This window comes from Streptomyces sp. NPDC088733 (assembly GCF_044751185.1).
Lineage (GTDB): Bacteria > Actinomycetota > Actinomycetes > Streptomycetales > Streptomycetaceae > Actinacidiphila.
In genome coordinates this window covers 95,983-122,596 of record NZ_JBIVLH010000020.1, presented here as the reverse complement: position 1 = coordinate 122,596, position 26,614 = coordinate 95,983, and the positions used below count along the sequence as shown (strand labels likewise).

23 protein-coding genes and 1 riboswitch are annotated in these 26,614 nt (G+C 70.2%); of the genes, 20 read left to right on the top strand and 3 right to left on the bottom strand.

Annotation, left to right across the window (positions count from 1 at the left end):
• Nucleotides 1-198: 198 nt before the first annotated feature.
• The 4 genes from ACIP64_RS30235 (at nucleotide 199) to ACIP64_RS30220 (ending at nucleotide 3,342) form a co-directional block, all read left to right on the top strand.
• On the top strand, nucleotides 199-900 hold the full coding sequence (locus tag ACIP64_RS30235) for a winged helix-turn-helix transcriptional regulator (RefSeq protein WP_401592797.1): 702 nt from the start codon (nucleotides 199-201) through the stop codon (nucleotides 898-900).
• 339 nt (nucleotides 901-1,239) lie between these two features.
• A complete protein-coding gene (locus ACIP64_RS30230) occupies nucleotides 1,240-1,377 on the top strand; it encodes a LuxR C-terminal-related transcriptional regulator (RefSeq protein ID WP_401592795.1) in 138 nt (45 codons plus the stop codon).
• A gap of 332 nt (nucleotides 1,378-1,709) precedes the next feature.
• Entirely contained in the window at nucleotides 1,710-2,387 is a 678-nt protein-coding gene (locus tag ACIP64_RS30225) for an RICIN domain-containing protein (protein WP_401592793.1), read from the top strand.
• Nucleotides 2,388-2,820: 433 nt separating this feature from the next.
• A complete protein-coding gene (locus tag ACIP64_RS30220; RefSeq protein WP_401592791.1) occupies nucleotides 2,821-3,342 on the top strand; it encodes a hypothetical protein in 522 nt (173 codons plus the stop codon).
• 125 nt (nucleotides 3,343-3,467) lie between these two features.
• Here the strand turns inward: ACIP64_RS30220 and ACIP64_RS30215 are convergent, their stop codons facing one another.
• Nucleotides 3,468-5,156, bottom strand: a complete 1,689-nt coding sequence (locus tag ACIP64_RS30215) for a LysE family transporter (RefSeq protein WP_401592789.1) — start codon at nucleotides 5,154-5,156, stop codon at nucleotides 3,468-3,470.
• Between the two features lie 317 nt (nucleotides 5,157-5,473).
• On the bottom strand, nucleotides 5,474-6,094 hold the full coding sequence (locus tag ACIP64_RS30210) for a LysE family translocator (RefSeq protein WP_401592787.1): 621 nt from the start codon (nucleotides 6,092-6,094) through the stop codon (nucleotides 5,474-5,476).
• A gap of 111 nt (nucleotides 6,095-6,205) precedes the next feature.
• Between ACIP64_RS30210 and ACIP64_RS30205 the strand changes: the two genes are divergently transcribed.
• A complete protein-coding gene (locus ACIP64_RS30205) occupies nucleotides 6,206-6,658 on the top strand; it encodes an Lrp/AsnC family transcriptional regulator (RefSeq protein WP_401592785.1) in 453 nt (150 codons plus the stop codon).
• A 197-nt stretch (nucleotides 6,659-6,855) separates the two neighbouring features.
• Nucleotides 6,856-8,043 (top strand): hypothetical protein, encoded by a 1,188-nt coding sequence (locus ACIP64_RS30200; protein WP_401592783.1) that lies wholly within the window; start codon nucleotides 6,856-6,858, stop codon nucleotides 8,041-8,043.
• A 343-nt stretch (nucleotides 8,044-8,386) separates the two neighbouring features.
• Here ACIP64_RS30200 and ACIP64_RS30195 read toward each other — a convergent pair whose 3' ends face one another.
• On the bottom strand, nucleotides 8,387-8,953 hold the full coding sequence (locus ACIP64_RS30195) for a class I SAM-dependent methyltransferase (RefSeq protein ID WP_401592781.1): 567 nt from the start codon (nucleotides 8,951-8,953) through the stop codon (nucleotides 8,387-8,389).
• A gap of 132 nt (nucleotides 8,954-9,085) precedes the next feature.
• On the opposite strand from ACIP64_RS30195, the gene ACIP64_RS30190 reads away from it, so the two are divergent.
• The 14 genes from ACIP64_RS30190 to ACIP64_RS30125 all read left to right on the top strand — a co-directional run bounded on the left by ACIP64_RS30190 (nucleotide 9,086) and on the right by ACIP64_RS30125 (nucleotide 26,594).
• Nucleotides 9,086-10,345, top strand: a complete 1,260-nt coding sequence (locus ACIP64_RS30190; RefSeq protein ID WP_401592779.1) for a sensor histidine kinase — start codon at nucleotides 9,086-9,088, stop codon at nucleotides 10,343-10,345.
• On the top strand, nucleotides 10,342-11,052 hold the full coding sequence (locus ACIP64_RS30185) for a response regulator (protein ID WP_401592777.1): 711 nt from the start codon (nucleotides 10,342-10,344) through the stop codon (nucleotides 11,050-11,052). Before ACIP64_RS30190 ends, ACIP64_RS30185 begins: the two co-directional genes overlap by 4 nt.
• A gap of 400 nt (nucleotides 11,053-11,452) precedes the next feature.
• Nucleotides 11,453-12,394 carry an ABC transporter permease gene (locus tag ACIP64_RS30180; RefSeq protein ID WP_401592887.1) on the top strand — a complete coding sequence of 314 codons (942 nt, stop codon included), beginning with the start codon at nucleotides 11,453-11,455 and terminating at the stop codon, nucleotides 12,392-12,394.
• Nucleotide 12,395: 1 nt separating this feature from the next.
• Nucleotides 12,396-13,313 (top strand): ABC transporter permease, encoded by a 918-nt coding sequence (locus ACIP64_RS30175; RefSeq protein WP_401592775.1) that lies wholly within the window; start codon nucleotides 12,396-12,398, stop codon nucleotides 13,311-13,313.
• The gene (locus ACIP64_RS30170; RefSeq protein ID WP_401592773.1) at nucleotides 13,310-15,397 is read left to right on the top strand and encodes a dipeptide ABC transporter ATP-binding protein; all 2,088 of its coding nucleotides are present in this window, start codon (nucleotides 13,310-13,312) and stop codon (nucleotides 15,395-15,397) included. Before ACIP64_RS30175 ends, ACIP64_RS30170 begins: the two co-directional genes overlap by 4 nt.
• Before the next feature lie 77 nt (nucleotides 15,398-15,474).
• Nucleotides 15,475-17,166 carry an ABC transporter family substrate-binding protein gene (locus tag ACIP64_RS30165; RefSeq protein WP_401592771.1) on the top strand — a complete coding sequence of 564 codons (1,692 nt, stop codon included), beginning with the start codon at nucleotides 15,475-15,477 and terminating at the stop codon, nucleotides 17,164-17,166.
• 81 nt (nucleotides 17,167-17,247) lie between these two features.
• Nucleotides 17,248-18,348 carry an LLM class flavin-dependent oxidoreductase gene (locus ACIP64_RS30160; protein WP_401592769.1) on the top strand — a complete coding sequence of 367 codons (1,101 nt, stop codon included), beginning with the start codon at nucleotides 17,248-17,250 and terminating at the stop codon, nucleotides 18,346-18,348.
• Complete coding sequence (locus ACIP64_RS30155; RefSeq protein ID WP_401592767.1) at nucleotides 18,345-19,793, top strand: NtaA/DmoA family FMN-dependent monooxygenase; 1,449 nt, start codon at nucleotides 18,345-18,347, stop codon at nucleotides 19,791-19,793. Before ACIP64_RS30160 ends, ACIP64_RS30155 begins: the two co-directional genes overlap by 4 nt.
• 10 nt (nucleotides 19,794-19,803) lie before the next feature.
• Nucleotides 19,804-19,917, top strand: a riboswitch (SAM riboswitch).
• Nucleotides 19,918-19,951: 34 nt separating this feature from the next.
• The gene (locus ACIP64_RS30150) at nucleotides 19,952-20,068 is read left to right on the top strand and encodes a putative leader peptide (protein WP_401592765.1); all 117 of its coding nucleotides are present in this window, start codon (nucleotides 19,952-19,954) and stop codon (nucleotides 20,066-20,068) included.
• 286 nt (nucleotides 20,069-20,354) lie between these two features.
• A complete protein-coding gene (locus tag ACIP64_RS30145; protein WP_401592885.1) occupies nucleotides 20,355-21,920 on the top strand; it encodes an ABC transporter substrate-binding protein in 1,566 nt (521 codons plus the stop codon).
• A gap of 4 nt (nucleotides 21,921-21,924) precedes the next feature.
• On the top strand, nucleotides 21,925-22,884 hold the full coding sequence (locus ACIP64_RS30140; RefSeq protein WP_401592763.1) for an ABC transporter permease: 960 nt from the start codon (nucleotides 21,925-21,927) through the stop codon (nucleotides 22,882-22,884).
• Nucleotides 22,881-23,801: an ABC transporter permease gene (locus tag ACIP64_RS30135; protein WP_401592761.1), complete on the top strand. Its 921-nt coding sequence runs from the start codon at nucleotides 22,881-22,883 to the stop codon at nucleotides 23,799-23,801. The genes ACIP64_RS30140 and ACIP64_RS30135 overlap by 4 nt, the downstream gene beginning before the upstream one ends.
• Before the next feature lie 29 nt (nucleotides 23,802-23,830).
• A complete protein-coding gene (locus tag ACIP64_RS30130; RefSeq protein ID WP_401592883.1) occupies nucleotides 23,831-25,504 on the top strand; it encodes a dipeptide ABC transporter ATP-binding protein in 1,674 nt (557 codons plus the stop codon).
• A 13-nt stretch (nucleotides 25,505-25,517) separates the two neighbouring features.
• Nucleotides 25,518-26,594 carry an LLM class flavin-dependent oxidoreductase gene (locus ACIP64_RS30125; RefSeq protein WP_401592759.1) on the top strand — a complete coding sequence of 359 codons (1,077 nt, stop codon included), beginning with the start codon at nucleotides 25,518-25,520 and terminating at the stop codon, nucleotides 26,592-26,594.
• Nucleotides 26,595-26,614 lie beyond the last annotated feature (20 nt).

Genomic DNA, 26,614 nt, shown 5'->3' with positions numbered 1-26,614 from the left:
CTGTCGATCATCGTCGTGACGGCTTCGTCGACCTCGGACGTCTTCCTGTTCTCCCGCCACTCCCTTCGGCCGGAGGTCACCTGGCGACAAGGCACCTTCGACTTCCCGACAACACATCCAGATCAAAACTCTACTTTTGCAAGTTCAGATCGATAAAAGCTATCCGAAGTGACAATGCAAGTCTGCTATAATTTGAGCATGAAACGTCGCGCTTTCGGCCAGTACTGCGGCCTCGCCCGCGCCCTGGAGCTCGTGGGTGAACGGTGGGCGCTGCTGATCATTCGCGATCTCACAGTGCGACCGCAGCGCTACACCGACCTCGTCGACGGGCTGCCCGGCATCCCCAGCAACGTGCTCTCCACCCGCCTGAAGGAAATGGAAGAGGCGGGCATCGTGGAGCGCCGCATCGCACCTGCGCCGCAACGCGGGGTCATCTACGCCCTGACGTCCGCCGGACATGATCTCGAACCGGCCGTCAGTGCTCTCGGCCGCTGGGGAACCGTCCAGCTGGGAGAGCCCAAGCCCGGGGAGATCGTCACTCCCTCATCCGTGGTCATGGCGCTCCGAGCGGCCTTCCGCCCCGACGCGGCGGCCGGACTGACCGCGTCCTGGGAGCTCCATGCCGACGACATGGTCATCTACACCGCCGTAACGGACGGGCACCTCACGGCTGGCATCGGGGCCGCCCCGGACAAGGCCGACCTCGTTGTCACGTTCGAACTGGACGGGCTGCCCTCCTATCTGGCGCTCATGCAGGCCGCCAAATGCGGGCTGGTCACGTTGGAAGGACCGCGCAGGTTCCTGGACGACTTCATCCGCGTGTTCGCTCCTGCCAAGGTGGCGCTGTCAGAATCGCGCCCCGAAGAGCCCGGGCCTATGAGGCCCGCTCTTGATGCCTGAAGGTTGACGTAAGCCCCGCATTCACGGGGCCGGCCGCCTTCTTCGGGCGGCTGGCGACGCAGCCACTGCTTGCGGCAGGGTCTCGTCAGTCCAAGGCACCTGCGCCGGGCCTCAGCGGCGACCGGCGCAGGCATTTTGGATGTCCGGGCCGTGGCAGTACCCAGGATCCGTGAGGCCGAGGATTTTGTGATTCTGTGCGCGAGGCCCGCTTCCTGGAGACGGTGACCGCTCGGCAGCAGACCCGTCAGAGCGAGCAGGGTGCCCGAGGACGGTCTCGGCACCGACGTCCGCCGGCGCCGGGGTCCGGGTGTCGAGCGTGTACGCACTCAGGGCACGTAGGTGAAGCCCGCGATTGAGGTGTCACCCCGAGAGACCGAGGCCGCCGAACCGGTCGCCAGGGGCGTGACGAACCGCGGCATCGCCGGCGCCCTGTTCATCTCCGAACGAACCGGTCCACCGTCCTCCCACCAAACCTGAGCCACACGGGTCCCGGCGCCGGCGCCGGCCTCGGCAATACGTAGTGCGATAAGTCATCCGGCGGACGCCCGGACCCCGCGACGGCCCGAAGAATCCTCTTCGACATACCACCCTGCGGGGCGCCCTCCGGCGGCTTTGACGGCGGTGCGAGCCTCGCAGTCACCGATCGCAGGAGGAGCACCACTGTGAAGACCCTTTGCCGCCGGGCCACTGCGCTCGGATCCGGGCGGCGTCCGACGGGAGGAGGCGGCGGCGACACCGGGGAATGAGGTCGCTCGCGCTCCGTCCCGCTCCGGCGAACGCCGGGTACTCGAACCATGGAGGAGAACACCATGTCGATACCCCACGCCTTACGGGACGACAGTCCCGGCAAGACCACCGCATCGGCCGCACCATCGATGCCGACCGGGCGCAGACGTTCCCGACTCACTCCGGCGGCCCTGGCAGCGGCCGTGGTGTTCGCCGTCTTCGCGGCGCTCGCCCCCACGCCCGCTCAGGCGGCGGAACCCACCCGCTACGAGCTCGTGAACTCCCGCACGGGGCTGCGCGCTGACGTCATAGGGGCTTCGGCCGATCCGTTCACCGGCGCCTTCCTGTGGCCGGACAACGCCAGCGCCTCCCAGGAGTACGAGCTGCTCGACAGTGGAAGCGGGTACTTCCGGATCAAGGCACGGCACTCCGGGCAATGCCTCATGCTCGACTGGCGTTCGGGGTCCTACGTGAACGGCACTCGCGTCATCCAGTACCCGTACTGCGACGCCGGCTACGCGCCGGGCGAATGGACCATCGCCTGGGCGAAGCCGAGCTGCACGGGCCAGTGCTTCCCCTCGGTCATGCTCCTGAAGAACCGGGCCACCGGTAGGTGCCTGGACGCGGAGGGTCCGTCCGGCACGCCCGGCCAGCAGGCCCTGTTGCAGCAGTGGGACTGCATCTCCAGAGACGACCACTGGAACACGGCGAACCAGAGCTGGGGCCTCAATCAGCTCAACAATTTCCCCGTCATCCACTGAACGGCGCACCCCCTGACGTGAACCTGTGTGTCCTCCACGGCCCTCACAACGGCCGTGGAGGACCCGGTTTCTGTCCCGCAGCCACTCTCAACTCACCCCCCAAAAATCCGCTACGCGCTCACGAGCGGGGCGGAAATCGCGCGCCTGCAGGGGTGAGCGCGCAGGCGGTGCCGGGCCGGAACCTGCACCAGCGGTCCGGCAATGTCGGCGCGCTCCGCCGCGGTGACAGCGCGGTGACAGTTCCTGGACGTACCTGGCATGCACACCCGCAACTGCGCTGAGCGCAAGGAACGTCCTTGAGTTTGTCCCAGGAATCCGAGGGGGGTACCGGGGGCGCCACGCGAAGTCACCCTGCCGCTCCGGTGATCGCCGTGACGCGCCTGGCGACACCGCAATTTTCATTCCGTTGCACCCGAATACGAAAGGATGGACCGTGAAGGCCTTCAAAAGGATTGCGCACACGGCGATTCTCGTCACCGTGCTGGCTGTGGTCACAGCGTGCGGAAGCGGCAACTCGGCTGTTTCCGGCCCGGCGGATCATCCGAGTTCGGTGAGTCTTCCCACCATGGACGCCGGCGGGGAGGACCCCGGTGGCAACGAGAGCTGCAAGTACCTCACTCGAGAGGAGGTCGCTGCGGCGATCGGCCCGAATGACGGTGGCAAGCAGGACTACGTGTTCGGTGGTTGCGTCTGGTCGGCCTCAAGCACCAAGGACGGCTTCAGAGAGGCAATTTTCGCGGCGGTGCTTCCCAAGGCCCAGTATGAGAGCGTGGCTGAGATCGGGGATCCGGTGAGCGGATTCGGCGAGGGCGCCACGTACGCCACGATGCACGGCGAACTGTGGTTCCCCTGCCGTGAAGGGGACTTCTGTGGGATCAAGGCCCACACCGCGAGCTCGGACGACCGCGAGCAGATCGCACGGCGACTGGCCACAGCCATGCGGGGCCGTCTCTAGACAGTCGTGCTGTCCTCTTGGCCCGCGTTCCGCCGTCGTCGGTCAGGGCGGTGCGGCCGCCCGGCTGTTCAGCCACCAGGTTGTGCCCGGTTCGTGTGGAGAACCGGAGCGAAGCCTGCCCGACGTCACCGGCCTCCCCGCTCACGGCCGTGCGAGGAGTGGTGCTCATCGGGTGCCGCCTCCTCTGGGACAGCCTGCCGTCGCTTGTGATCGCTGAAGCCTGCTCGTCGGCGGTGGCGGTCGAGGGAGGCAAGGGCTACACCCGTGACGCCCAGAAGCGTGCCGACGAGTTCCTGCCAAGGAAATCCGCTGGTGAGCGAGGCGGGCCAGATCAGGTCGATGGCCAGCGCACCGAGCAGTTGCCCGGCGATCAGCCCGAGGGAAGTCAGCAGCACGCCGAGGTGTTTGGCGAGGTAGGCGGACTGGCCGACGATGAGCACGCCGAGCGGGCCGCCCAGATACAGCCACGGGTCCGCAGGGGGCGTCGACCAGCCGCCGTCCGCAATGCTCCGGACGGTGACGGGGATGGCCAGGACGAGAACGCCGACGATGAAGTTGATGAGGGTCGCGGGCACGAAGTTGCCGTAGTGGGCGGTCTGGAGGCCGTTCATGACCGTCTGCACGCCGTTGGCCAGCCCCGCGGTGAAGGGCAGCAGGAGCAGCAGCATGGTGCCAGTCGAGCCGGTGCCCGTACCGCCGGGGGCAACGCTGAGGACAACGGCGGCGACGATCACCACCGAGCCCGTGGCGCGTGGCCAGGTGATGTGCCGTCGGCCTGCCGGTCCGATGCCCCACAGGTCGACGCCGATCCCGCCGAGGGTCTGCCCGGCCACGAACGCAATGGTGAACAAGGCGATTCCGGTCACCCCGGCCACCACGCCCTGGGTGAAGATGAAGTAGGCGGCTGGTACGCCTGCCAGCAGCGCCCACCTGGGGAAGGCTGCTCGACGGCGCACTGCGTCCGGGATGCGTGCCACACAGCGGCGCGTCGAGGGGGCGGCCAGGGCGATCACGGCAACGAGCAACAAGCCTGCGATCGAGGCAAGGAGCGCGGCTTGTGGCCCGTCCTTCAGCCGCACCCCGAGGGCCCCGGTGATGCGTCCCTGCGCCGGCAGCAGCATTCCGACGGCAAGAGCGGCCAGGAGGTGTACGGGCCTGATGCCCGCAGGTGAGTCGGCAGGTCGTAGTGCGGCAGGGGGCGGTGTCGTGCGTTGGCCTTTGTCTGTGAGGCGGGCTCGGCATGCCGTACGGGGTGGCTGTCGTCGTGGGGATCCGACGAGGATGGTCGTGGCAACCGCGACTTTTACAGCGATCTGGGCGGCGCGGTCGCGGGCGCCCAGGACACGGCCGGCAGCTCGGCCGAGGGGGAAGTGGAGTCGGGCGCGGACGCCGGCCAACGCGTGGTGGGTTGGGTGAACTGCGGCAGGAAGATCAGCAGGCCTTTGAGGGTCAGGGCGCTGAACCTGATGCGCCGGGCCGGGGAGATGTCGTGCGGAGGCCGCTGGGCTGCTGCCGGCATGGGTGGATCCCGGTTCGGCTGGGGCGGTGAGGACGCGGACGCCGGTGTATACCAGGTAGGCGGCGCCGCCCACGGTGAGTGCGCTGAACGCCAGGGAGTTGGCGGTGACCAGGAGGCCAAGGCCGGGAACCACGAGCGTGGTGATCAGGGCGTAGCCGATGGCGATGCCGCCGACCACGGGCAGGACGACGCGGTCGTGGGCGCCGGCCGCCGGAACACACGCCCAGCCAGGGCTGGACACCGCGATCAGGGTGAAGGCGATCGCCGCGCAGGCGATCACTGCGGACAGTTCCATGGGGGCAGTTCTTTCCTCGGGGTGGTCAGGGGGCGGGACCGGTGACGCGGATCCGGGTCCGATGTTCGGTGGCGACGGGCGTGCGCTCACGGCCGCCTGAACGCCGCGCCTCCGGCCGGCACACGGTCAAGGTCCGTCCGGGACATCAGGACGCCGTCGATGGCCTCGATGCGGTCGCCGACGGCGGACGCGATCGGATTGGTCTTGAGTTCGAAGGTGAAGGGACTTCACCGTCCTCTCCGCACAGGGCCAGGGCCGCGTCGCTTGCCTGCTCCGGCTGGATCAGGGTGTTCTCGGGTTGTCCTCTTTCGGGCGGGTCAAGCGGCCACGCGTTCGGCGAGCAGGAAGAGGCCGATGAGGATCATCAGGGCGCCGGAGGCGCGGGTGACCGCCCGGGCCGCGGAGGGTCGGGTCTTGAGCACCGTGCGGGCCAGGACGGCGACGGTGAGGTAAACGGCTGCGCAGGCGGTCATGTGCAGGGTGCCGAACAGGCCGGTCTGCGCGGCCACCGGCCAGCCGGCGCCGGTGGTGTCGATGAACTGCGGGAACAGCGAGAAGTACAGCAGCAGTGCCTTCGGGTTCAGGCCGCTGATTCCGGCACCCTTGAGCATCATCCGCATCCGCGAGGTGCCGGCCGTCTCTTCGGTGGTCATCGGCACGGTGGGCCGGCGCAGTACATTCCAGCCCAGCCACACCAGGTAGCCGGCACCGGCGACGGTCAATGCGGTGAGAGCGGTCGGCGAACCGGCCACGATCACGGCCAGGCCTGCGACGGCCAGGAGCGTGTAGCCCGCGTATCCGGCGATCAGCCCGCCCACCGCGGAGAGTATCGCGCGTTCGTGCAGGCCTGCCGAGATCGCGAAGGCCCAGTCCGCGCCGGGGGTGAGCACGAGCAGTAGATCCACCGCCAGAAAGGCCACCAGCGTGGTCGTGTCCATGGGATCTGCCCTCTTCCCTAGTTCATTACGTGAAGAAGGCTAGGCCGAATTCGCCCGAAAAGGTTCCTTTATTTACCCCGCAATCCCGGATCCTGAGGGAAAATATTCTCCATGGATGCCATGGACCGGAAGATTCTTGCCGAGCTGCAGCAGGACGGCCGTCTCACGATCACCGAACTCGCCGCCCGCGTACAGCTGAGCGTCTCGCCGTGCCACCGCCGGCTGCGCGACCTCGAACGTGCGGGCGCGATCCGCGGCTACCGCGCCACCGTGGACCCGGCCGCCGTCGGGCTGAACTTCGAGACCCTCGTCTTCGCCACCCTGCGCTGGGAGGACGCCAACACCGTCACCGCCTTCGAAGAGGCGGTCACCGCCATCCCCAACGTCCTGCAGGCCCAGCGCTTGTTCGGCGAACCCGACTACCTCCTGCGGGTCGCCGCCGCGGACATCGCCGCCTACCAGCGCCTCTACGACGAACAGCTCGTCCGCCTGCCCGGCGTTCAGCGACTGACCTCCACCCTCGTGATGAAAAACGTCATCGCCGACCGTCCTCTGCCCGCGTAGCCCCCGCGCAGCCGGACATACGTTTGGCGGCCACCGCGTCACCGTTTTGACCGGCGCCACAGAGGGCTCCTTATGCCAGGTGTGTGCGATTGGCTGCGCGGTCATGCTGCGGTCAAGGTTGGGTCAACTCGGCCTTGTAGGACTGAGGCGGACAGGGCGGAGCGAGTCGCTCCGCCGGCGCAAGACTTGGAGTCGTCGTGGGAAGTCTCACCAGAAGGACCTTCGTTTCCGGGCTCGCCTTCGTGGGCGCGGTCGTGGCAGTGGTTCCTGCGGGGGCCGCGCACGCGGACACCGCACCCGCGGTGGCGTCCGCGCAGACGGCGCAGACGGCGCAGACGTGGGAGCTCATCGGCAAGGACGTGTTCACCGGTAACGCCGGGAGCTCGCGCATGCAGGGCGTCACCACCGACGGCACTCACTGGTACTTCTCCAGCAGCAACGAGCTGGAGATCACCGACCTGCGCTACAACACCATCCTCAAGACCTCGCCGGCTATCGCCCCCGAGCTGTTCAATCCCTCGCCGTTCGCCTACAAGGGCCTGAACCACATCGGCGACATCGACTACTCCGACGGCAAGCTCTACATCTCGCTCGACACCAGCACGCGCGACGCGGTGACCGGCGGCCGTTACGACACACCCGTCTTCGCCACCTACAACGCCGCCGGCCTGAGCTTCACCGGCGAGGCCGCGCCCCTGAGCCCGCCGCACGGAGTCCAGGACATCGCCAGCTGGGTGGCCGTCGACACGAGCAAGGGCCTCGCCTACGGCATGGCCTACAACAAGGCGACGGAGATCGCCGTCTACAACCTGAAGGACTGGAGCTTCAACCGCTACATCCCGCTGTCGCAGTCGGTCGACCAGGCCCAGGGCGGCAAGATCCACGACGGCTGGATGTACTTCGCCTCGAACGACGCGGGCAAGAACATCTCCCGCGCCAACCTGACGACCGGCGAGGTCCAGAACCTTTTCACCCTCAAGACCCCCTACCCGCAGGAGGTCGAGGGCCTGTCGTTCCTGAAGACGCCGCAGGGCACGACCCTCAACATCCTCAACCGCGAGCAGCCCGACCCGAACGCCGACGGCAACGTCACCTTCTACCACTTCCTCCTGAAGGAGCCGGGCACGCCGACCATCGTCGGCTCGCCGAAGGTCGGCGGTTTCGTGACGGCCGACGCCGGCGAGTGGACCCCGTCCGCCACGTTCGGGTACCAGTGGCTCGTGAACGGCAAGCCGGTCAAGGGCGCGACCGACGCGCGGTTCCACCTGCTGGGCAAGTACCTGCACGACAAGGTGACCGTCCAGGTGACCGGCACGTGGACCGACGGGACGTCGCGCACGGTGGAGTCGGCGCCGCTGACGGTCGCGACCGGCTCCCAGGCCTGACGGTGACGGCAGCGAGGTAGCCACAGCCTCGTCGCAGTGACACGCAGGGCTCATCGCCCGGCGTGTCACTGCGTCGAAGCCGGGATGGTCGGCGCTCCGGCCAGGCCGGTGCCAACCAGGCGCGACGTGCTGTTCGGCCAAGGCCCGCGGCCCGACGTCGGGCGATGGGCATACGGCGCGTACCGCGCCGGCCGAACCGTCGTGCCCGGTCTGCTGAGCGTTTCCGGCTGGCCGACTCGCGCCAAGCCGAAGCCGGCCTTCCGCAAGGGAGGCCGGCACCGCAACGGGACCAGGGCAGGGTGCTGTCCCGTCGCGGCCGTCACGCTCACGGTCCTGCTCACGATCACCGCTTCCGGGTCGCCCGGTGCACGAAAGCAGGCGGAAGGTTCGGCCAGACCACCGTCGAGCGCTCCAGCCGGTCGAAACGGTGTGCCAGTTCGGCGGCGAAGTGACGGGCCGGCGGGGTCCAGGCCGCGTGCAGATACGCGAAGGTGGTGAACCGGCCGCCAGGTACGAGGACTTCGGTCACGGCGTCCAGGATGTGCGCGCGGCGTTCGCGCGGCATGACCGTCCACGGCAGCCCGGACACCACCGCATCGACCGGCTCGTCCACCGCGGCGGCCAGCTCGGCCGCCGATCCTCGTACCACGGTCAGCCGCGGGTCCCGCCGACCGGCCGCCAGCCGGGCCGCGAGCACGGGGTTGAGCTCGACCGCGACCAGTCGTGCGTCGGGCGCGAGCCGGGCGAGGATCGCATCGGTGAACACCCCCGTTCCCGGGCCGAGCTCCACAACGAGGCCGGCCCTCTCCAGACCGATGCCTTCGGTCATCGCGCACGCCAGCCGCCGGGAACTGGCGGATACCGCGCCGGTCATGAGGGGCCGTCTGAGGAACTCGGTGGTGATCGACATGACGGACATGCTGAAAGCGTCCCGAGGAGCCGCACATCGTGTTCCCGGCCGGTGCGTGTACGACCACGGGAGGACCCCGAGGCGCCCCGGAGGACGATGCGGCGCGGCGGGCCCCGACCGTAGCGTGAGGTGGTGCACTGGCTGATCGAGACCCTGCCCCGCCTGCGGCGCGGCCACCCGTGGCTGGCGGACCTGCTGCTGGTCGTGGTGGTGGCCATGCCCCCGGTGATCCACGCGCAGCCGGGCTGGCGGCCGGTCTGGGTGCAGACGGGCGTCTACATGGCCCTGGTGCTGCCCCTGCTGGCGCGCCGACGTCGGCCGGTGCTCGTCGCGGCCCTGGTGACGGCGGGGTTCTGGGCGCAGAACCTCGGACAGGTGTGGGGACAGGAATCGGGACGCGGCGCCGTCGCCCTGGCCGCGGTCCTGGCCACGCTCACGGTGCGTGGCCTGCGCCGGTCCGCGGCGACGGTGGTCTGTGCCACCGTCCTCGTACTGCTGTGGATTCCCGCATGGCAGCGGGAGCCGGCGGGCACGGGCGCTCGTGCTGCCTGGCTCACCCCGCTCACGGTGGGCCTTCTGCTGGGCGGTGCATGGGTGTTCGGCGAATACGTCCGTGCCCGGCGGGCCTACGTCGCCGAGTTCGAGCGGAGGGCCGCGCTGGCCGAGTCGGAGCGCCTCGCCCTGGCCCAGGTCGCCGTCGCCGAGGAGCGGGCACGCATCGCCCGCGAGATCCACGACGTACTCGCGCACAGTATGAGCGTGATGGTGTTGAACGCCGAGGGCGGCAGGCTGATGCGCCATGTCGACCCCACTGTCGTGGACCGCACCCTCGGCGTCATCAGCACGACCGGCCGTGAGGCCCTGGGTGAACTGCGGCGGCTGCTGGAGGTGCTGCGCACGCCCGGCGCCGACGCCTCGGCCGACGGCTGCGATCCGGGTGGGGCCGCCGCGTCCCTCCCGGCGGATCTGCGGCGACTGGTCGGACGCCTCAGCGCGAGCGGCAGGCACGCGGTCCTGGAACTCCACGGGGACGGATCCGGCCTTCCCGCGGATCTCACCGTGCAGACGCACCGCATCGTGCAGGAGGCGCTCACCAACGTCGTCAAGCACGCGCCGCCGGACGCCTCGATCCACGTACGGGTCGACACCGGTACCCAGGGGCCCGGGCGCCTGGTCCGGGTCCGGGTGGAGAACTCGGCAGGAACCGGAAGGGCAACCGCCGCCGAACGCCCCGCCCCGCTGCTCTCCTCCGGTCGCGGGCTGGCCGGCATGCGCGAACGCACCGCGCTGTACGGCGGAAGTGTGACCGCCGGGCCCACTCCCGACGGCGGCTACAAGGTCGCCGCCACCCTGCGCCCCACGCAGCCCCAACTCACTGCGGAGACCGCATGACCGGCCCGACCCCGACCCCGGCTCCCCCGCCGCCGCCGTCCCGTGTGCTGATCTGCGACGACCAGGAGCTGATCCGGATGGGGCTGCGGATGGTCGTCGACAGCCAGCCCGATCTGACCGTCGTGGGCGAAGCCGCCGACGGCGACGCGGCGATCGCCGGCGTGGCCGCCCTGGAGCCGGACCTCGTCCTGATGGACGTCCGCATGCCCGGTCTCGACGGGCTCACCGCGACGGAGCATCTCTGCGCCCAGCCCCAAGGCCCCCGGATCCTCGTCGTCACCACCTTCGACCTGGACGAGTACGCCTATGCCGCCCTGCGTGCCGGCGCGAGCGGCTTCCTCGTCAAGGACGCCCCCGCCGAGGAAATCCTGGTGACCGTCCGTGCGGTGCTGCGCGGAGAGGTCATGGTGGCGCCCTCGCTGACCCGGCGCCTGGTGGAACGCTTCGTCCTGCAAGCCCCCGCGTCCGCGCCCGCCCAGCGCGGCCGTCTGTCGGCTCTCACCGAACGGGAACGAGAAGTCCTCTCCCTGGCCGCCCGGGGACTCGCCAACGGCGAGATCGCGGACAGCCTCTTCATCGGGGAGACCACCGTCAAGACCCACCTCGGCCGCATCCTGACCAAACTCGGCCTCCGTGACCGGATCCACGCGGTGATCTTCGCCTACGAGAGCGGTCTGGTACGGGTCGGGGACGAGTCCGTGCACTGAGGAGTGCGACGGCCGTCGAAGGCGACGTCGAAGGCCTGAAGTACGGCTTGTCCGGCATCCGGACGCGGCCGGGTGCAGAGCCACTGCCGCGGGCGGCCCGTTCGTGACGTCGGCGTTGCATTCGTATGGCGGACGACTGTGAAGTCTGGTGGCGGACGCGATCACGACTCCAGACTCTTGTGTTGTCGGTCCCCGATCAGGAAACGACAGGCCCGGACACCAGCGCACCGTCGCAGCGGACCGAGTACGCGCACTTCACCATGTCAGAAAGCAGCGCCAGCATGCCCAGAACCGGCACACCCCCGCCGGACCCCCACACCGTCGCCGGCACGTCCCACATCCGGAGGGAGGCACACTCGTGCTCCGTCACCTGATCAGCAAGGCCGCCGGATGGCTCGCCATGATCGTGGTCGCCACGAACGTGACGTATGTGCTGGCCGCGTGGTTCCTCGACCCGAGGTCCAACTACCGGGGACTGCGCCCGGTCCGGACGGAGGAGCAGATCGACCGCGCTCTGGCGCCGTACGGCCTGGATCCGCGGGTCCCGCTGGCGGATCGGTGGTGGCACTGGTTCAGCGACGTGGTTCTGCATTTCGACTGGGGAAAGTCACCGGTCGGTGTGTCGGTGAACTCGGAGATCGGTTTCCGGGCCGTGGTCAGCGGCCAGTTGGTCACTGCCGCGACGCTCCTGTCCGTGGTCCTGGGTGTGGCGCTCAGTGTGTTCAGCGCGTCCCGGCAGTACGGCTGGTGGGACCGGATCACCCAGTTCGCCTCCGTGTTCCTGTTCAACGTCCCGGCGGCGGTCGCGGCACTGGCGGTGGTCCTGGCCGGGATCTGGCTGAACCAGCACCTCGGGTGGCGCTTCCTGTACGTCGCCGGGGAGAAGTCCCCGACTGTCAAAGGGTTGTGGCCGACGGTCACGGACCGGTTCCAGCACCTGATCCTGCCGACAGCGAGCCTGACCCTGCTGGGCTACGTCGGCTACCACCTGACCCAGCGTTCGCTGCTGCTGGACAGCGTGAACGCGGACTTCGTACGCACCGCGCGCGCCACCGGCCTGACGCGTGCCCAGGCGATCCGGCGGCACGCACTTCGCGCCTCGCTCATCCCGACGGCCACGTCGGTGGCGTTCGGCATCCCGGCGATCTTCACCGGCGCGGTGATCACCGAGACCGTCTTCGGGTGGAACGGCATGGGCCAGTACTTCATCCAGACACTCGCCAAGAACGACGTGCACGGCGCCGTCGCCGTGGCGGCCTTCGGCGCCGCGATGACCGCGGTCGGGGCGATCCTGGCCGATGTCGCGGTCGTCCTCCTCGACCCGCGGGTACGGGTGAGCTGAGATGGCGACCACGGTGACTCCCCTGCCCGAGCCGCTCGACGACGCCGCCGCGCTCCGGCTCGGCAGCGGACTGCTGTACCTGCGGCGGTTCGCCCGCAACCGCGGGGCCCTGCTCGGGGTGACCCTCTTTGTGCTCCTGCTGTTCTTCACGGTGTTCGGAGGCCTGTTCACGCGCTTCGCGTACACCGACACCGACTTCACGGCACTCACCCAGCCCCCCGGCGCGACGCACTACTTCGGCACCAACCAGGGTGGCAACGATGTCTACGCGGAGGCCGTACACGGCCTGCAGCGCTCGTTGGCGATCGCGGTCAGCGTCTCGGTGCTGACGATCGTGCTCGCCGCCGTGATCGGCGCGGGCGCCGCGTACTTCGGTGGGCGTGTCGAGAAGCTGACCCTGACGGTCATCCACTTTCTGCTCGTCGTGCCGTCGTTCCTCATCCTGGCCCTGGTCTCGCACCACCTCGCCGGCGACTGGCGCGTGCTCATCCTGGTGCTGACCGTGTTCGGCTGGATGTCCACGGCACGGGTCATCTGGGCGGTCTCCACATCCCTGCGGGAGCGGGACTACGTGCTGGCCGCCGAGTTCATGGGCGTGCGGCCGTGGCGGATCGTCATGCGGCACATCATCCCCAACCTCGGTTCCCTGCTCATCGTCAACCTGACCCTCGGAGTCGTCGCCACCGTGCTCAGCGAGACCGCCCTGTCCTTCCTCGGTTTCGGTGTGCAGACGCCGGACGTGTCACTGGGCACCATGCTCGCCGACGGCGCGGGGACCATCACCAGTGCTCCCTGGCTGTTCGGCTATCCGGCCGGCCTGGTGGTGCTGCTGACGGTGTCGATGACCCTCATCGGCGACGGCCTGCGCGACGCCCTCGACCCCACGTCGGCCACCGGGGCCTCGGGAGGCCGGCGATGACGTTCACCACCCCTCGGACACACCCCGCCACGGCGTCCGGTACCACGGCACCGGTGCTGTCGGTGCGCGACCTGCACATCTCCTTCCCGTCCGAGGCCGGTCCGGTCCCGGCCGTGCGGGGAGTCAGCTTCGACGTGCTGCCCGGGCGGACCCTCGGCATCGTCGGCGAGTCGGGGTCGGGCAAGTCCGCCACCGCGATGGGCATCATGGGCCTGCTGCCGGAGACCGCCCGGCTGTCGGGGCAGGTACAGCTCGGCGGCCGCGACCTGGTAGGACTGAACGACCGGCAGCTGTCCGCGGTGCGCGGCAAGGACATCGGCATGGTCTTCCAGGACCCGCTGTCCGCGCTGACCCCGATCTTCTCGGTGGGCAGGCTGCTGTCCGACGCACTGCGGGTGCACCAGGACCTGACGAGGCAGGCCGCGTGGAAGCGCGCGGTCGATCTGCTGGACCTGGTCGGCATCCCCGAACCGCACCGCAGGGCACGGTCGTTCCCGCACGAGTTCTCCGGCGGCATGCGCCAGCGCGTCGTGATCGCCCTGGCCATGGCGAACTCACCGTCGGTCATCATCGCCGACGAACCCACCACCGCCCTCGACGTGACCGTGCAGGCGCAGATTCTGGGCGTGCTGCGCACCGCGCAGGCCGAGACCGGTGCGGGTGTCGTACTCATCACCCATGACCTGGGGGTGGTGGCCGGTTACGCGGACGAGGTCGCGGTGATGTACGCCGGCCGGATCGTGGAACAGGCCGCGGCCGAGGAGCTGTACGGCCACCCCACCATGCCCTACACGATCGGGCTGCTGGGCGCGGTGCCCCGGCCCGATGTCCGGGCCGACCGGGCTCTCGTGCCGATCGGCGGCGAGCCCCCCTCGCTGCTGCGGATGCCGGCCGGTTGCCCGTTCGCGGACCGCTGCCCGGCCGCGGTCGACCGTTGCCGCACGGAGGAGCCCGCGCTGGCCCCCGTCGCCGGCCACGGGCGGGTGGCCTGCCTGCGCGCCGACGAGGTGGCCGACGGCCGCCTGGCGAGGGAGTCGCTGTTCCCCGCCGCCGCGGACGCCGGGGAGCGGACCGCCGGCTCCCCCGGTGAGGTGGTGCTCCGCGTCTCCGGCCTGGCCAAGACGTATCCCGTCACCACAGGCGCGTTGCTCAGGCGCCGTGTCGGCACGCTGCACGCCGTCGCCGATGTCGGCTTCGAGCTGCGGGCGGGCCGGACCCTGGGCCTGGTGGGCGAGTCCGGCAGCGGCAAGACCACCACCCTGCTGGAGATCATGCGCCTCAAAGCGCCCGAGCGCGGGCTGATCGAGGTCGAGGGCACGAACGTGGCCGGGCCGGGTTCCGCCGAGCGGGCGCGGGAGCTGCGCCGCGCGGTGCAGATCGTCATGCAGGACCCCATGGGCTCCCTCGACCCCCGGCTCCCGGTCTTCGACCTGCTCGCCGAGCCTTTGCAGGCGGTGGGCGCCGGCCGTGCGGCGATCCGCGCACGCGTGGCCGAGCTCCTCGACCTGGTCGGGCTGGAGGCGTCGGTGTCCGACCGCTTCCCGGCCGCTCTGTCCGGTGGGCAGCGCCAGCGGGTCGGCATCGCCCGGGCGCTGGCGACCGAACCGCAGATCGTGGTGCTCGACGAGCCGGTGTCCGCGCTGGACGTCTCCGTGCAGGCCGGCGTCGTCAACCTGCTCGCGAAACTCCAGCGCGAACTGGGCCTCGCCTACCTGATCGTCGCGCACGACCTCGCGGTGATGAGGCACGTGGCCGACCACATCGCGGTCATGTACCTCGGCCACATCGTCGAGACAGCCGCCACCGAGGATCTCTTCGCCGACCCCAGGCACCCTTACACCGAGGCCCTGCTCTCCGCGATCCCGGTCCCCGACCCACGGGTCGAGCGATCACGGGAGCACATCGTGCTGGAGGGCGAGCAGCCGAACGCATCGGATCTGCCGCCAGGTTGCGTCTTCGTCGGCCGCTGTCCCCTGTACCGGACGCTCGACGAGGCGCTGCGGGAACGCTGTCGCGCCGAGCGGCCCGCCCTGGGCGCGGCGGCAGCCGGCTCCGGCCACCGGCACGCCTGCCACGCCCGCTGAATCAAGGCCCCCCCACCCCGCCGGCATCGCGCCCCGCGGTGCCGCACGCCTCCACACAGGAACGGAACCACTCCCCCATGCGATCGCACATCACCCCCACAGCCGCGCTCGTGGCGGCCCTCGCGCTGGCCGCCACCGCCTGCAGTTCCTCCGGGTCCGGTGCCCCTGTGGCCGGCAGGCCCACCGACAAGGCGGCGACGCCCGCGGTGGCCTCGGCGAAGGTCGACTACAACCCGCAGCCGTACGAGAACATCAAGGACGGCGGGACCTACACCACCCCCGGTACTTTCGACGACCAGGGAAATCCCTTCAACGCCAACGCGACCCTCACCGCCTCCCGCATCTGGTTCTGGTACAACCCCGACGTCATCACGTACTCCCCCACCGGCGAAGTGCAGTACAACCCGGACTACCTCAGCGACGTCAAGGTCACCACCACCGGCGGCAACCAGCGGGTCGTCCTCACCATCAACCCCAAGGCCACCTACAACGACGGCACCCCCATCGACTGGAGCGCCGTCAAGGCGACCTGGCAGGCCAACAACGGCACGAACAAGGACTACAACGCGAGCAACACCGAGGGCTACCGCAACATCATCTCGGTCACCCGCGGCACCGACGACAAGCAGGCGATCATCGAGTTCAAGGGTGTCGACCCCTGGTGGTCCAGCCTGTTCACGACCTTCCTGCACCCCAAGGCCGCCACGGTCGGCGCCTTCAACGACGCCTATGTCAAGAAGGCCCACCCCGAATGGGGCGCCGGCCCCTACACCGTGGGCACGCTCGACACCAAGAGCGGCAACCTCACCTTCGTCCGCAACCCCAAGTGGTGGGGCAAGAAGGGCAAGCTCGACAAGCGGATCTACGTCAACCTGGACTCGGACGCCGCACTCAACGCCTTCAAGAACGGGCAGGTCGACTACGCCGCCACCGGCAGTGCCGAGGGCCTGAAGCAGATCAGCGGCGTCAAGGGAACCGAGATCCGCCGTGGCGGCAGCCCCTTCGAGTACTCGCTCTACGTCAACACCAAGTCGACGGTCCTGGGCGACGTCCACGTCCGCGAGGCCCTGCTGAAGAGCGTGGACCGGGCACAAATCGCCAAGATCCAGTTCCAGGGCCTGGACTACTCCGAACCGCTGCCCGGCTCGGCCCTGCTCTTCAGTTTCCAGAAGGGCTACAGCGACAACATCTCCCCGCTGATCGACTACGCCCCCGACGACGCGAAGAAGGCCCTGGACGCCGCCGGCTGGAAGCCGGGTGGTGACGGTATACGCGAGAAGAACGGCACCAAGCTCAGCGTGGGCTACACCCTCCTCGGCGACGACCCTCTGGACAAGGCCACGGCCAACGCGTTCGCCGCGATGCTCAAGCCGGTCGGCATCCAGCTCGAGATCAAGAAGGCCGACGAAGCGGACTTCGCGAAGATCCTCGGCGACCGGGACTTCGACCTCTTCCTGTCCGGCAACCGGTCCACGGACCCCTTCGGCGCCCGCTACCTCTACCAGTTCTACGGCACCGACAGCGACTCCAACCTGACCGGCGCCGGAACCCCCGACCTGGACAAGGAGATCCACGCCGCGGCCTCGATCTCCGACCCGGACCGGCAGACCGCCCAGGCCAACGCCATCGAGCGCAAGGAACTCGCGCAGTACGCCTTCCTGCCCCTGTTCAGCGGGCCGTCCATCTACGCCGTGAAGAAGGGCCTCGCCAACGTCGGCGCCACCATCTTCGGCACTCCGCTGCCGGAGACCGTGGGCTGGCAGAAGTAGCCGTCCCACGGGCCCACCCGGGCCGGCCGGGACGCGAGTCGCGCTCCCGGCCGGCATGCCGTGCTCTCGGAAGGAACGCCCATGTCCGGTCCCGTTCTGCACCTCGCCGTCGAGATCGACGGCGACGGCGCCCACCCCGCGGCCTGGCGCCGCGCCGCCCACTCCCCCGGCCGGCTGCTGACCCCACGCCGGGTGGCCGGCGTGGCAGCGGCCGCGGAGAACGCCGGGTTCAGCCTCGTCACCCTGGACGACGGTGTGCTGCCGCCCGGCGCCCCGCCGGACCCGGTGGGCCGGATCGGCGCGGTGGAGCGGGCGGCCTTCGTCGCCGCGTCCACGAGCACGATCGGGATCGCGCCGGTGCTACCCGTCACGTACGCGGAACCGTTCCACGTCTCCGGTCAGTTGGCGTCGCTGGACCACGTTTCCGCCGGACGCGCGGGATGGGTGGTGACCGAGGAGGACCTGCCCGAGGCGGCGCGCGCCTGGGGGCGCCCTCTGATCGCCGACGCGGGCGGGCGGGCCCGCGAGACCCGGGACGGGGTGGGGGTGGTGCGTGCCCTGTGGGACTCCTGGGAGGACGACGCCGTGATCCGGTCGGTGGCCAGCAGCCGCTACCTCGACCGCGAACGCCTCCACTACATCGACTTCACCGGGGAGACCTACTCCGTGAAGGGCCCGGCGATCGTGCCGCGCCCACCCCAGGGGCAACCGGTCGTCCTGGGCCGGCCGGACCTGGTGCCCGCCGGGCTGCTCGACGTGGCGCTCGTCAGCGGGCGGGACCCGGCGGCGGTGACGGCTGCCGCCGCCGCGGCGGGCACACCCCGCGTCCTCGCGGAGGTCGACGTCGCCCTCGACACGCCCCGGGCGAGCGCCGCCGAACGCGTCGCCGACCTGGAGCGTCACGCGCCGTGGGCCGATCGTGGGCGGCTGCGGCACATCGGATCGGCCGACGGCCTCGTCGCCCTCCTCGCCGGTCTGCGCGGCCTGGTGGACGGCGTCCGGCTGCACCCGCTCGTCCTGGACGAGGACCTGGCCGTCCTCTCCCGGCTCGTGGTGCCCGCCCTGAGCGAACGACGCCTGGCCGCCCGTCCGCTTCCGGGCGGGTCACTGCGCTCGGCCCTGGGTCTCGAGCGGCCCGCCAACCGTTACGCCACCACCGCCCCCGAGGAGGAGGCCCGATGACCCGCACCGATCCCCTCGACGTCCCTCGCCCCGACGCGCAGCTCCACTTGGGGGTGTTCTTCCAGGGCGTCAACCACTGGACCGTCTGGTCCGCGCCGGAGAGCGGTTCGCAGATCGACCCCGCATCGTTCCGCCGGGTCGCCCAGACCGCCGAGCGGGGCCTGTTCGACGCGTTCTTCCTCGGCGAGGGCCTGCGGTTGCGAGAGGTCGACGGCCGCATCCACGATCTCGACGTGGCCGGGCGGCCGGACGCGATCACCCAGCTCGCCGCACTGGCCGCCGTGACCCGCCGGATCGGCCTGGTCAGCACCTCCAACTCCACCTTCAACGAGCCCGCCGACCTCGCCCGCCGCCTGTCCGGGCTCGACCTGCTCTCCGAAGGCCGCGCAGGGTGGAACGTGGTGACCACGGACAACGCGTGGACCGGCGAGAACTTCCGCCGCGGCGGCTACCTCGACCATGCCGACCGCTACCGGCGGGCGGAGGAGTTCCTCACCGTCGCCCGCTCCCTGTGGGACGGCTGGGAGGACGGGGCCGTCGCCACCTCCGCGGAGGCACCGTCCTGGTCGGTACCGGGCGCCGTCACCCGCGTACGCCACAAAGGCGCCCAGTTCGATGTCGACCTCGTCCCGACCTTGCCCCGCAGTCCCCAGGGGCATCCGGTCGTCTTCCAGGCCGGGGACTCCGGCGAGGGCCGCGACTTCGCCGCCCGCAACGCCGACGTCATCTTCTCCGCGCACGGCAGCGACTTCGACGACGCACTGGCCTTCGCCGAGGACATCCGGCGCCGGCTGCGGGCGGCCGGACGACCCGAGGACGATCTGCGGATCCTGCCCGGCACGGAGATCATCATCGGCGCCACCGAGGAGGAGGCGCACGAGAAGAAGCGCTGGATCCGCCGGCAGCAGGTGACTCCCGCGACGGCGCTCGGCATCGCGGGGCTGTTGTGGGGCATCGACCTGTCGGACCGGGACGCCGACGGGCCTCTTCCCAAGGAGGATCCCGTGGTGGCCGAGAACGACGGCTCCTTCGGCGCCCGGCGCGTCGCCGACCCGCGCGTGGTGGTCGCCGAGTGGCGTGCCAAGGCGGAGGCGCACGGGTGGTCGCTGCGCGAGGCCGTCATCGCGCTCGGGCCCCAGCGTGGCCATGTCGGCACCCCGTCCCGACTCGCCGACCGGTTCGCCTCCTTCGTACGGCACGGAGCGGTCGACGGCTTCAACGTCACGCCTTACCTGATCCCGGACGGCCTCGACGACATCGTCGACCTGCTTGTCCCGGCACTGCAGGAACGCGGTGTCTATCGCACGGAGTACACCGGTAGGACACTCCGCTCCCATCTGGGCCTGCGACCGCCACTGACCCGCCGCGCGGCCTTCGGGAGCCGCCAACGGGCGGATCGGACCGAAGAGTTCGCGCCATTGACGGACGGCGACACCGCTCCGTAGGCTGCGAAGCGGCATTGAGCGTCAGCGTCAAGCCCTGGCTGGCTGACCGGCAACCCTCCGACGCGGCGGGGTGCTCCAGGTGAAAGCCCGGCGGAGTCATCGGCGACTTCCGCAAGCGCGCCGCCCCGTGAACGGAGCCCGGAGGGGGAGGAGTAGGCATGCGGCACCACGGCTACCTGAGCGCCTCCCTCGCGGCCGCGACGCTGTTCTCCGGCTTCTCGCGGCGACGCCATATCGATCTGCAGCGCTCCGCCAGCTGTCTCTGTCACAGCTGACCGGGATCCGCCCCGCCGGCTGACTACGCGCGCCGGCCGCCTCCCCGCACATCCACGCCCCCTGCGGGGTGTACCGGTTCGCGCCCACCGCCGGACCCGCTCTCTCCCTCCCTCTCCCCATCCTCTGAACAGCGTCACCCCGTCGCGGCAGCACGCCTGACGGGGCGTCATATCCGTGCGCTCTCGCTCCCTGCGCCGGTGCGCGGTGACACGAGTAGGAGAACCCTCGGTGACAGCTCATCACGATGCATCCACCGGCCGGGCCGCCGCCGCCCTGGCCGTCCTCATGACCACCGGCGTCCTGCTGACCGCCTGCGGCTCGGGCACCGGCGGGTCCGGCGCCGGTACCGGGCGGCCCAGTTCCGGAGGCACCCTGACCTTCGCCGTCGGTTCCGACGCCGGCTGCGTGGATCCGCAGCAGGTCGGCAGCAACGACACCATCTACTCCCTGCGCCAGGTCGTCGACTCCCTGACCGACCAGGACCCGAAGTCCGGCAAGATCGTGCCGTGGCTGGCCAAGAGCTGGGACGTCAGCCCGGACGCCACCACGTTCACCTTCCACTTGAGACCAGGCGTGACCTTCAGCGACGGTTCACCGCTGACCGCTCAGGTGGTCAAGGACAACTTCGACGCCGTGCCGAAGCTCGGCGCACTGGCCATCCTCGCCCAGGGGTACCTCAGCGGCGTGGAGAGCACGGCCGCCGTCGATCCGTCCACCGTGCGAGTGACGTTCAAGGCGCCCAACGCCCAGTTCCTCCAGGCGACGGCAACGCACTCGCTGGGGATCGAGTCGTCGGCGAGCGTGAAGAAGTCGCCGCAGGACAGGTGCAGCCAGGGGGTGGTCGGATCCGGACCCTTCGTGCTGAAGCAGTACGTGCAGAACCAGTCGATCACCCTGGCCAAGCGGGCCGGGTACCAGTGGGGCTCCTCACTGTGGACCAAGAAGGGCGAGGCGTACCTGGACCAGCTGGTGTTCAAGGTGGTTCCCGAGGCGGGAGTACGGGCCGGCAGCCTCCGGTCCGGCCAGGTGGACGCGATCGGCAGCGTCGGCCGGGCCGACGAGGCGACGCTCAAGGGAGGCCGGGTGAACCTCCAGCAGCGGGCGAACCCCGGCGTCGTGTTCGGACTGGGGTTCAACAACTCCCGGCCGATCCTGAAGGACGCCAGGGTGCGCCAGGCGGTCGGGTACGCCGTCGACCGACAACAGGTCGCCGCCACGGTGTTCCCGACCGGCACCCGGCCGGCCACCAGCGTCCTGTCGCACACCACGCCGGACTACACCGACCTGGGTGCGGAACTGGCCCACGACGGCGCCAAGGCGGGGGCACTGCTGGACGCGGCCGGTTGGAAGCCGGGCCAGGACGGCATCCGCACGAAGAACGGCACACGGCTGAGCCTGACCGTCAAGTGGTTCGCAAACGCGGCCACGAACCAGCCGGCACTGGAACTGATCCAGCAGCAGCTCAAGGCCACCGGCATCGAGCTGGTGCTCAAGGAGTTGCAGATCTCCCAGATCGCCCAGGTGCAGCAGTCCGGCGACTTCGACGCACTGTGGGGAAACCTGACCCGCGCCGACCCGGACATCCTGCGGACCTCGTACTCCACCGAACTCGCCAACACCTACCGCGTGCCGTCGAGCCCACTGGACGCGGTCCTGGACCAGCAGGCGGCCACCACCGACGCGAACCAGCGGGCACAACTGGTCACGCGGGCACAGACGTTGATCGTACGAAATGCCTACACCGTCCCGGTGGTCGAACTGCAGACCCAGCTGGGCGTGTCGAACAAGGTGCACCACCTCGACTTCGACGCCTCCAGCCGGATCCAACTGCACGACACCTGGATCGGCTGACGGCATGGGCGCATACGTGATCAAGCGGTTCGCACAGGCGCTCGCCGTGCTGTGGGCCGCCTACACGCTGTCGTTCGTGGTCCTGGACTACCTGCCCGGTGACCCGGTGTCGGCCATGGCCGGCGCCGGGGCGGACTCCGCTGCCATCGATCCGGCGCAGCTGGCCGCGCTCCGACACCAGTACGGCTTCGACAAGCCAGTTCCGGAGCAGTACATCGAGTACCTCGGCCGGGCCGTGCGCGGCGACTTCGGTGACGCGATCTCCACGGGCCGGTCAGTCACCGCGACCCTGGCCGACGCACTGCCGCAGACCCTGCAACTGACGGGGGCGGCGCTGCTGCTCGCAGTCGCCGCCGGCGGCGGACTGGCGGTGCTGGCGACCCGTACCCCGCGGCGGTGGCTGCGGCAGGTCCTGCTGTCCCTGCCACCGTTGGGAGTGTCGGTTCCCACGTTCTGGGTCGGGCTGATCCTCGTCGAGGCGTTCTCCTTCAGGCTGCGCTGGTTCCCCGCCTTCGGCAACGACGGACTGCGCGCCCTGGTGCTGCCCGCCGTGACGCTGGCCGTCCCGACCGGCGCGCTGGTCGCACAGGTACTGGCCAAGAGCCTGTTCACGGCACTGGGCCAGCCCTACGTGGAGACGGCGCGGGCCAAGGGCGCCGGCCGATGGCGCATCCACCTGCGGCACGCGCTGCGCAACGCGTCCCTGCCGGCGCTCACCATCGTGGGGCTGCTGGTCGGGCAGCTCGTCGCCGGTTCCGTGGTCGTGGAGACCGTCTTCGCCCGCGACGGCCTGGGCCGGGTGACGGTCACCGCGGTCACCGCGCAGGACCTTCCACTCGTCCAGGGCGTGGTGGTGTTCGGCGCGCTGACCTTCGTACTGGCCAACCTGGTGGTCGACCTCGTCTATCCGCTGCTGGACCCGCGCATCGTGGTGGCCTCGGGCAGGAGGGCGAGTTTCGCATGAGCCAGAGCCTTGTCCACGACACCACCGAGTCCACGGCACCTCAGCGGGGGCGTCCGGTGCACGGCACGCCGCCGGGACCGCGGCACGGCGACGCACGGCGGGCGCTGCGCTTCCTGCTGCACCGCCCGGGCCTGCTGGCCTCGATCGTCGTCGTCGTCCTGGTGGTGATCGCCTCCTTCCGCCCTGAGCTGTTCACCTCACGCAATCCGCTGGAAGGCACGCCGTCGCAGAACTTCCGAGGCCCCAGCGGCGTGCACTGGTTCGGCACCGACGAACTGGGACGCGACCTGTTCTCCCGTGTCGTGCACGGGGCACAACTGTCCCTCAAGGCGACGCTGATCGCGGTGGCGGTGGCGTTCGTCCTGGGCGGCCTGCTCGGCCTGGTGGCCGGGTTCGTGGGCCGCTGGATCGACGACGTCCTGATGCGCTTCGTGGACGTCCTGCTCTCCATTCCCGCGCTGTTCCTGTCCCTGGCCCTGGTCACCGCGCTGGGGTACGGGACGGTGAAGGTGGCCTTCGCGGTCGGGATCGCCGGCGTGGCGAGCTTCGCCCGGGTGGCCCGGTCGGAAGTGCTGCGAGTGCGGCAGGCCGTCTTCGTCGAGGCGTCGCGGTCCTGCGGTGCACGCTGGTACTCGGTACTGGGCCGGCACGTGCTCCCGAACGCCGCGGGCCCGATCGTCGTGCTGGCCACCCTCGAACTGGGAACGGCGATCCTGTCCGTGTCGGCATTGAGCTTCCTCGGCTACGGGACGCCACCGCCGGCCCCGGAGTGGGGAACGCTCATCTCCGTGGGCCGCAACTACCAGGCGAACGCCTGGTGGCTGACGGCACTGCCCGGCCTGGTGATCGCAGCGACGGTCCTGGCCACCAATCGCATCGCCCGGGCCCTGGACGGCGAATGGTCGGAGCAGCGATGACCGGGCCGGCGAACCACTCCGCGACACACATGGACGAGGACGTGACCGAAGCCCTTCTGGAGATACGCGGCCTGTCGGTGTCGTACGACACGCGCGGCGGCCCTGTGCATGCCGTACGCGGCGTCGACCTGGACGTCCGCCGGGGCGAGGTGACCGCCGTGGTGGGCGAGTCCGGCTCCGGCAAGAGCACCACCGCACATGCCGTCACCCGCCTGCTGGCGGCGAACGGCAGGATCGACGCCGGCTCCATCCGTTTCGGCCGGCACGACCTGACCGCGCTGACGGAGGCGGAACTGCGGGTCCTGCGCGGCGCGCAGATCGGTCTCGTCCCGCAGGACCCTTCGGTGTCGCTCAACCCGGTCAAGCGCATCGGCGAGCAGGTCGCCGAGGTGCTGCGCATCCACGGACTGGCCTCACGCCGCGCCGCGGCATCGGAGGCCGTCGCCGTCCTGGAGCAGGCCGGAATGCCCGATCCCGCCGTCCGTGCACGGCAGTACCCGCACGAACTCTCCGGCGGTATGCGGCAACGCGCGCTGATCGCGATCGCCATCGCCGCGAAACCGAGACTGATCATCGCCGACGAGCCGACCAGCGCGCTCGACGTCACCGTGCAGCGCCTCATCCTCGACCAACTTCAGCGCCTCACCACGGAGTACGGGACCGCACTCCTGCTCGTGACCCATGATCTCGGGGTTGCCGCCGACCGCGCACAGCACATCGTCGTCATGTCCCAGGGGCAGGTCGTCGAGGCCGGACCGACCCGGGAGGTCCTCCACACGCCGCAACACGTCTACACGCGCCGGCTGTTGGCGAGCGCTCCGAGCCTCGGTACGGGACGCCCAGCCACCCTTCGCACGCCGGCCGCCGGCGCCGTCCAGGCACCGCCTCTGGTCGAGGTCCGCAACGCGGTCAAGGAGTTCAGGCTGCCACGCGCGGCGGGCGAGACCCGGACGCTGCGCGCGGTCGACGAGGTCGGTCTCACCCTGCACCGCGGCCGGACCCTGGCCCTGGTGGGCGAGTCCGGCTCGGGGAAGTCGACCACCGCCCGGCTCGTACTCCGCCTGACCGAACCGACCGCCGGACAGATCCTGTTCGACGGCCACGACGTCACCGACGCCCGCGGCTCCCGGGCCAGAGACCTGCGCCGCCGGGCCCAACTCGTCTACCAGAACCCGTACGCCTCACTGGACCCGCGATTCTCCATCGGAGAGGTGATCACCGAGCCGCTGCGAGCCTTCCGCGTCGGCGACCGGCGCTCCCGGCTCGACCGGGCCCGCGAACTGCTGGACCGCGTGGCACTGCCGGCCTCGGTCCTCGGCCGCCGCCCGGCCGAACTGTCCGGCGGGCAGCGCCAGCGTGTGGCCATCGCACGCGCCCTCGCCCTCTCGCCGGACCTGGTGGTCTGCGACGAACCGGTGTCGGCCCTCGACGTATCCGTCCAGGCCCAGGTCCTCGACCTGCTCGCCGAACTCCAGGCCGGCAGCGAGGTGGCATACCTGTTCATCTCGCACGACCTCGCCGTCGTACGGCAGATCGCGCACGAGGTCGCCGTCATGCGGGCCGGTCGCATCGTGGAGACCGGGACCGTAGAGCAACTGTTCGCCCACCCCGCCCACCCGTACACCCGCGAACTGCTCGCGGCGATCCCGGGCCGAAGCACCCCCTCCCCCGTCGGCCCCGCCGCCGAGTCCGCCACCACGTGAGGACGAACCCCGCATGAGCACCCCTCGGATCACCTCGCTGGCCTTTCTCACCCCGGGCAATTTCGACGACGACGACCCGCACACCGGGCTGGAGGAGACGCTGCAACTGTTCGAGTACGGCGAAGGGCTCGGCTTCGACGGCGCCTGGATCCGGCAGCGCCACCTCGAACACGGCGTCGCGTCGGCCGCGGTGTTCCTCGCCGCGGCCGGCCAGCGCACCCGGCGGGTCGAGCTGGGGACCGCGGTCATTCCCATCGGGTACGAGAGCCCCTTCCGCCTCGCGGAGGACCTGTCGCTCGCCGACGTCCTCTCGCAAGGGCGACTCCAGGCCGGCTTCAGCACCGGCATGCCGCACGCCGAACTGCTGGGGGACCTGGTGTACGACGGGGACTGGCGCAGCTTCGACCTGTCGTACGGCAGAATCGCCCGCCTCGTCGACAACCTGCGCGGCCGCTGGCTGGGCGGCCCGGACACGGTGATCCACTCACCAGGCAACACCCAGCGGCCCCGGCTGCAACCGCACAACCCCGATCTGGCCGACCGTATCTGGTACGGCGCGGGCAGCCTCCGCTCCGCCCGCTGGGCCGCCGAACACGGTCTGCACCTGTTGTCCGGGAACATCGTCAGCGGCGGGGAGGACACCGACGACTTCACCACGGCCCAACTGCGCCTGCTGTCCCAGTACCGACACACCGTGCACGCGGTGCGGCCGGAGGCCCGGATCGCGCTGGGGCGCGTCGTCGTACCGTTCGACAGCGCCGACACCGCCACCCGGACCCGCTACACCGACTACGCCGCCGGCCGCCACAAGCGCACTCTGACGCCGCAGACCATCGGCACACGTCGGATCCTCTTCGCCCCGGACATCGTCGGGACCGCCGAACAGATCCTGGAACAGCTCACCGCCGACCCCGTGATGGCGTCGGTGTCGGAACTCCGCCTCGAACTGCCCTACGAGTTCCATCACGAGGAGTACCAGCAGATCCTGCACGACGTACGACACCTGATCGCCCCGGAACTGGGCTGGCAGCCAACCCCTCAGGGCGACACCGACCGAAGCCCGAACCTCGTGCAGGAGGCAACACCCTGAACGATCGGCCGATCGAGCAG

Coding starts and splice junctions, on each gene's coding strand:
- ACIP64_RS30235 (WP_401592797.1), top strand. CDS start 199: ATGAAACGTCGCGCTTTCGGCCAGTACTGCGGCCTCGCCCGCGCCCTG.
- ACIP64_RS30225 (WP_401592793.1), top strand. CDS start 1,710: ATGTCGATACCCCACGCCTTACGGGACGACAGTCCCGGCAAGACCACC.
- ACIP64_RS30215 (WP_401592789.1), bottom strand. CDS start 5,156: ATGGAACTGTCCGCAGTGATCGCCTGCGCGGCGATCGCCTTCACCCTG.
- ACIP64_RS30210 (WP_401592787.1), bottom strand. CDS start 6,094: ATGGACACGACCACGCTGGTGGCCTTTCTGGCGGTGGATCTACTGCTC.
- ACIP64_RS30205 (WP_401592785.1), top strand. CDS start 6,206: ATGGATGCCATGGACCGGAAGATTCTTGCCGAGCTGCAGCAGGACGGC.
- ACIP64_RS30195 (WP_401592781.1), bottom strand. CDS start 8,953: ATGTCGATCACCACCGAGTTCCTCAGACGGCCCCTCATGACCGGCGCG.
- ACIP64_RS30185 (WP_401592777.1), top strand. CDS start 10,342: ATGACCGGCCCGACCCCGACCCCGGCTCCCCCGCCGCCGCCGTCCCGT.
- ACIP64_RS30180 (WP_401592887.1), top strand. CDS start 11,453: ATGATCGTGGTCGCCACGAACGTGACGTATGTGCTGGCCGCGTGGTTC.
- ACIP64_RS30175 (WP_401592775.1), top strand. CDS start 12,396: ATGGCGACCACGGTGACTCCCCTGCCCGAGCCGCTCGACGACGCCGCC.
- ACIP64_RS30170 (WP_401592773.1), top strand. CDS start 13,310: ATGACGTTCACCACCCCTCGGACACACCCCGCCACGGCGTCCGGTACC.
- ACIP64_RS30165 (WP_401592771.1), top strand. CDS start 15,475: ATGCGATCGCACATCACCCCCACAGCCGCGCTCGTGGCGGCCCTCGCG.
- ACIP64_RS30160 (WP_401592769.1), top strand. CDS start 17,248: ATGTCCGGTCCCGTTCTGCACCTCGCCGTCGAGATCGACGGCGACGGC.
- ACIP64_RS30155 (WP_401592767.1), top strand. CDS start 18,345: ATGACCCGCACCGATCCCCTCGACGTCCCTCGCCCCGACGCGCAGCTC.
- ACIP64_RS30150 (WP_401592765.1), top strand. CDS start 19,952: ATGCGGCACCACGGCTACCTGAGCGCCTCCCTCGCGGCCGCGACGCTG.
- ACIP64_RS30145 (WP_401592885.1), top strand. CDS start 20,355: ATGACCACCGGCGTCCTGCTGACCGCCTGCGGCTCGGGCACCGGCGGG.
- ACIP64_RS30140 (WP_401592763.1), top strand. CDS start 21,925: ATGGGCGCATACGTGATCAAGCGGTTCGCACAGGCGCTCGCCGTGCTG.
- ACIP64_RS30135 (WP_401592761.1), top strand. CDS start 22,881: ATGAGCCAGAGCCTTGTCCACGACACCACCGAGTCCACGGCACCTCAG.
- ACIP64_RS30130 (WP_401592883.1), top strand. CDS start 23,831: ATGGACGAGGACGTGACCGAAGCCCTTCTGGAGATACGCGGCCTGTCG.
- ACIP64_RS30125 (WP_401592759.1), top strand. CDS start 25,518: ATGAGCACCCCTCGGATCACCTCGCTGGCCTTTCTCACCCCGGGCAAT.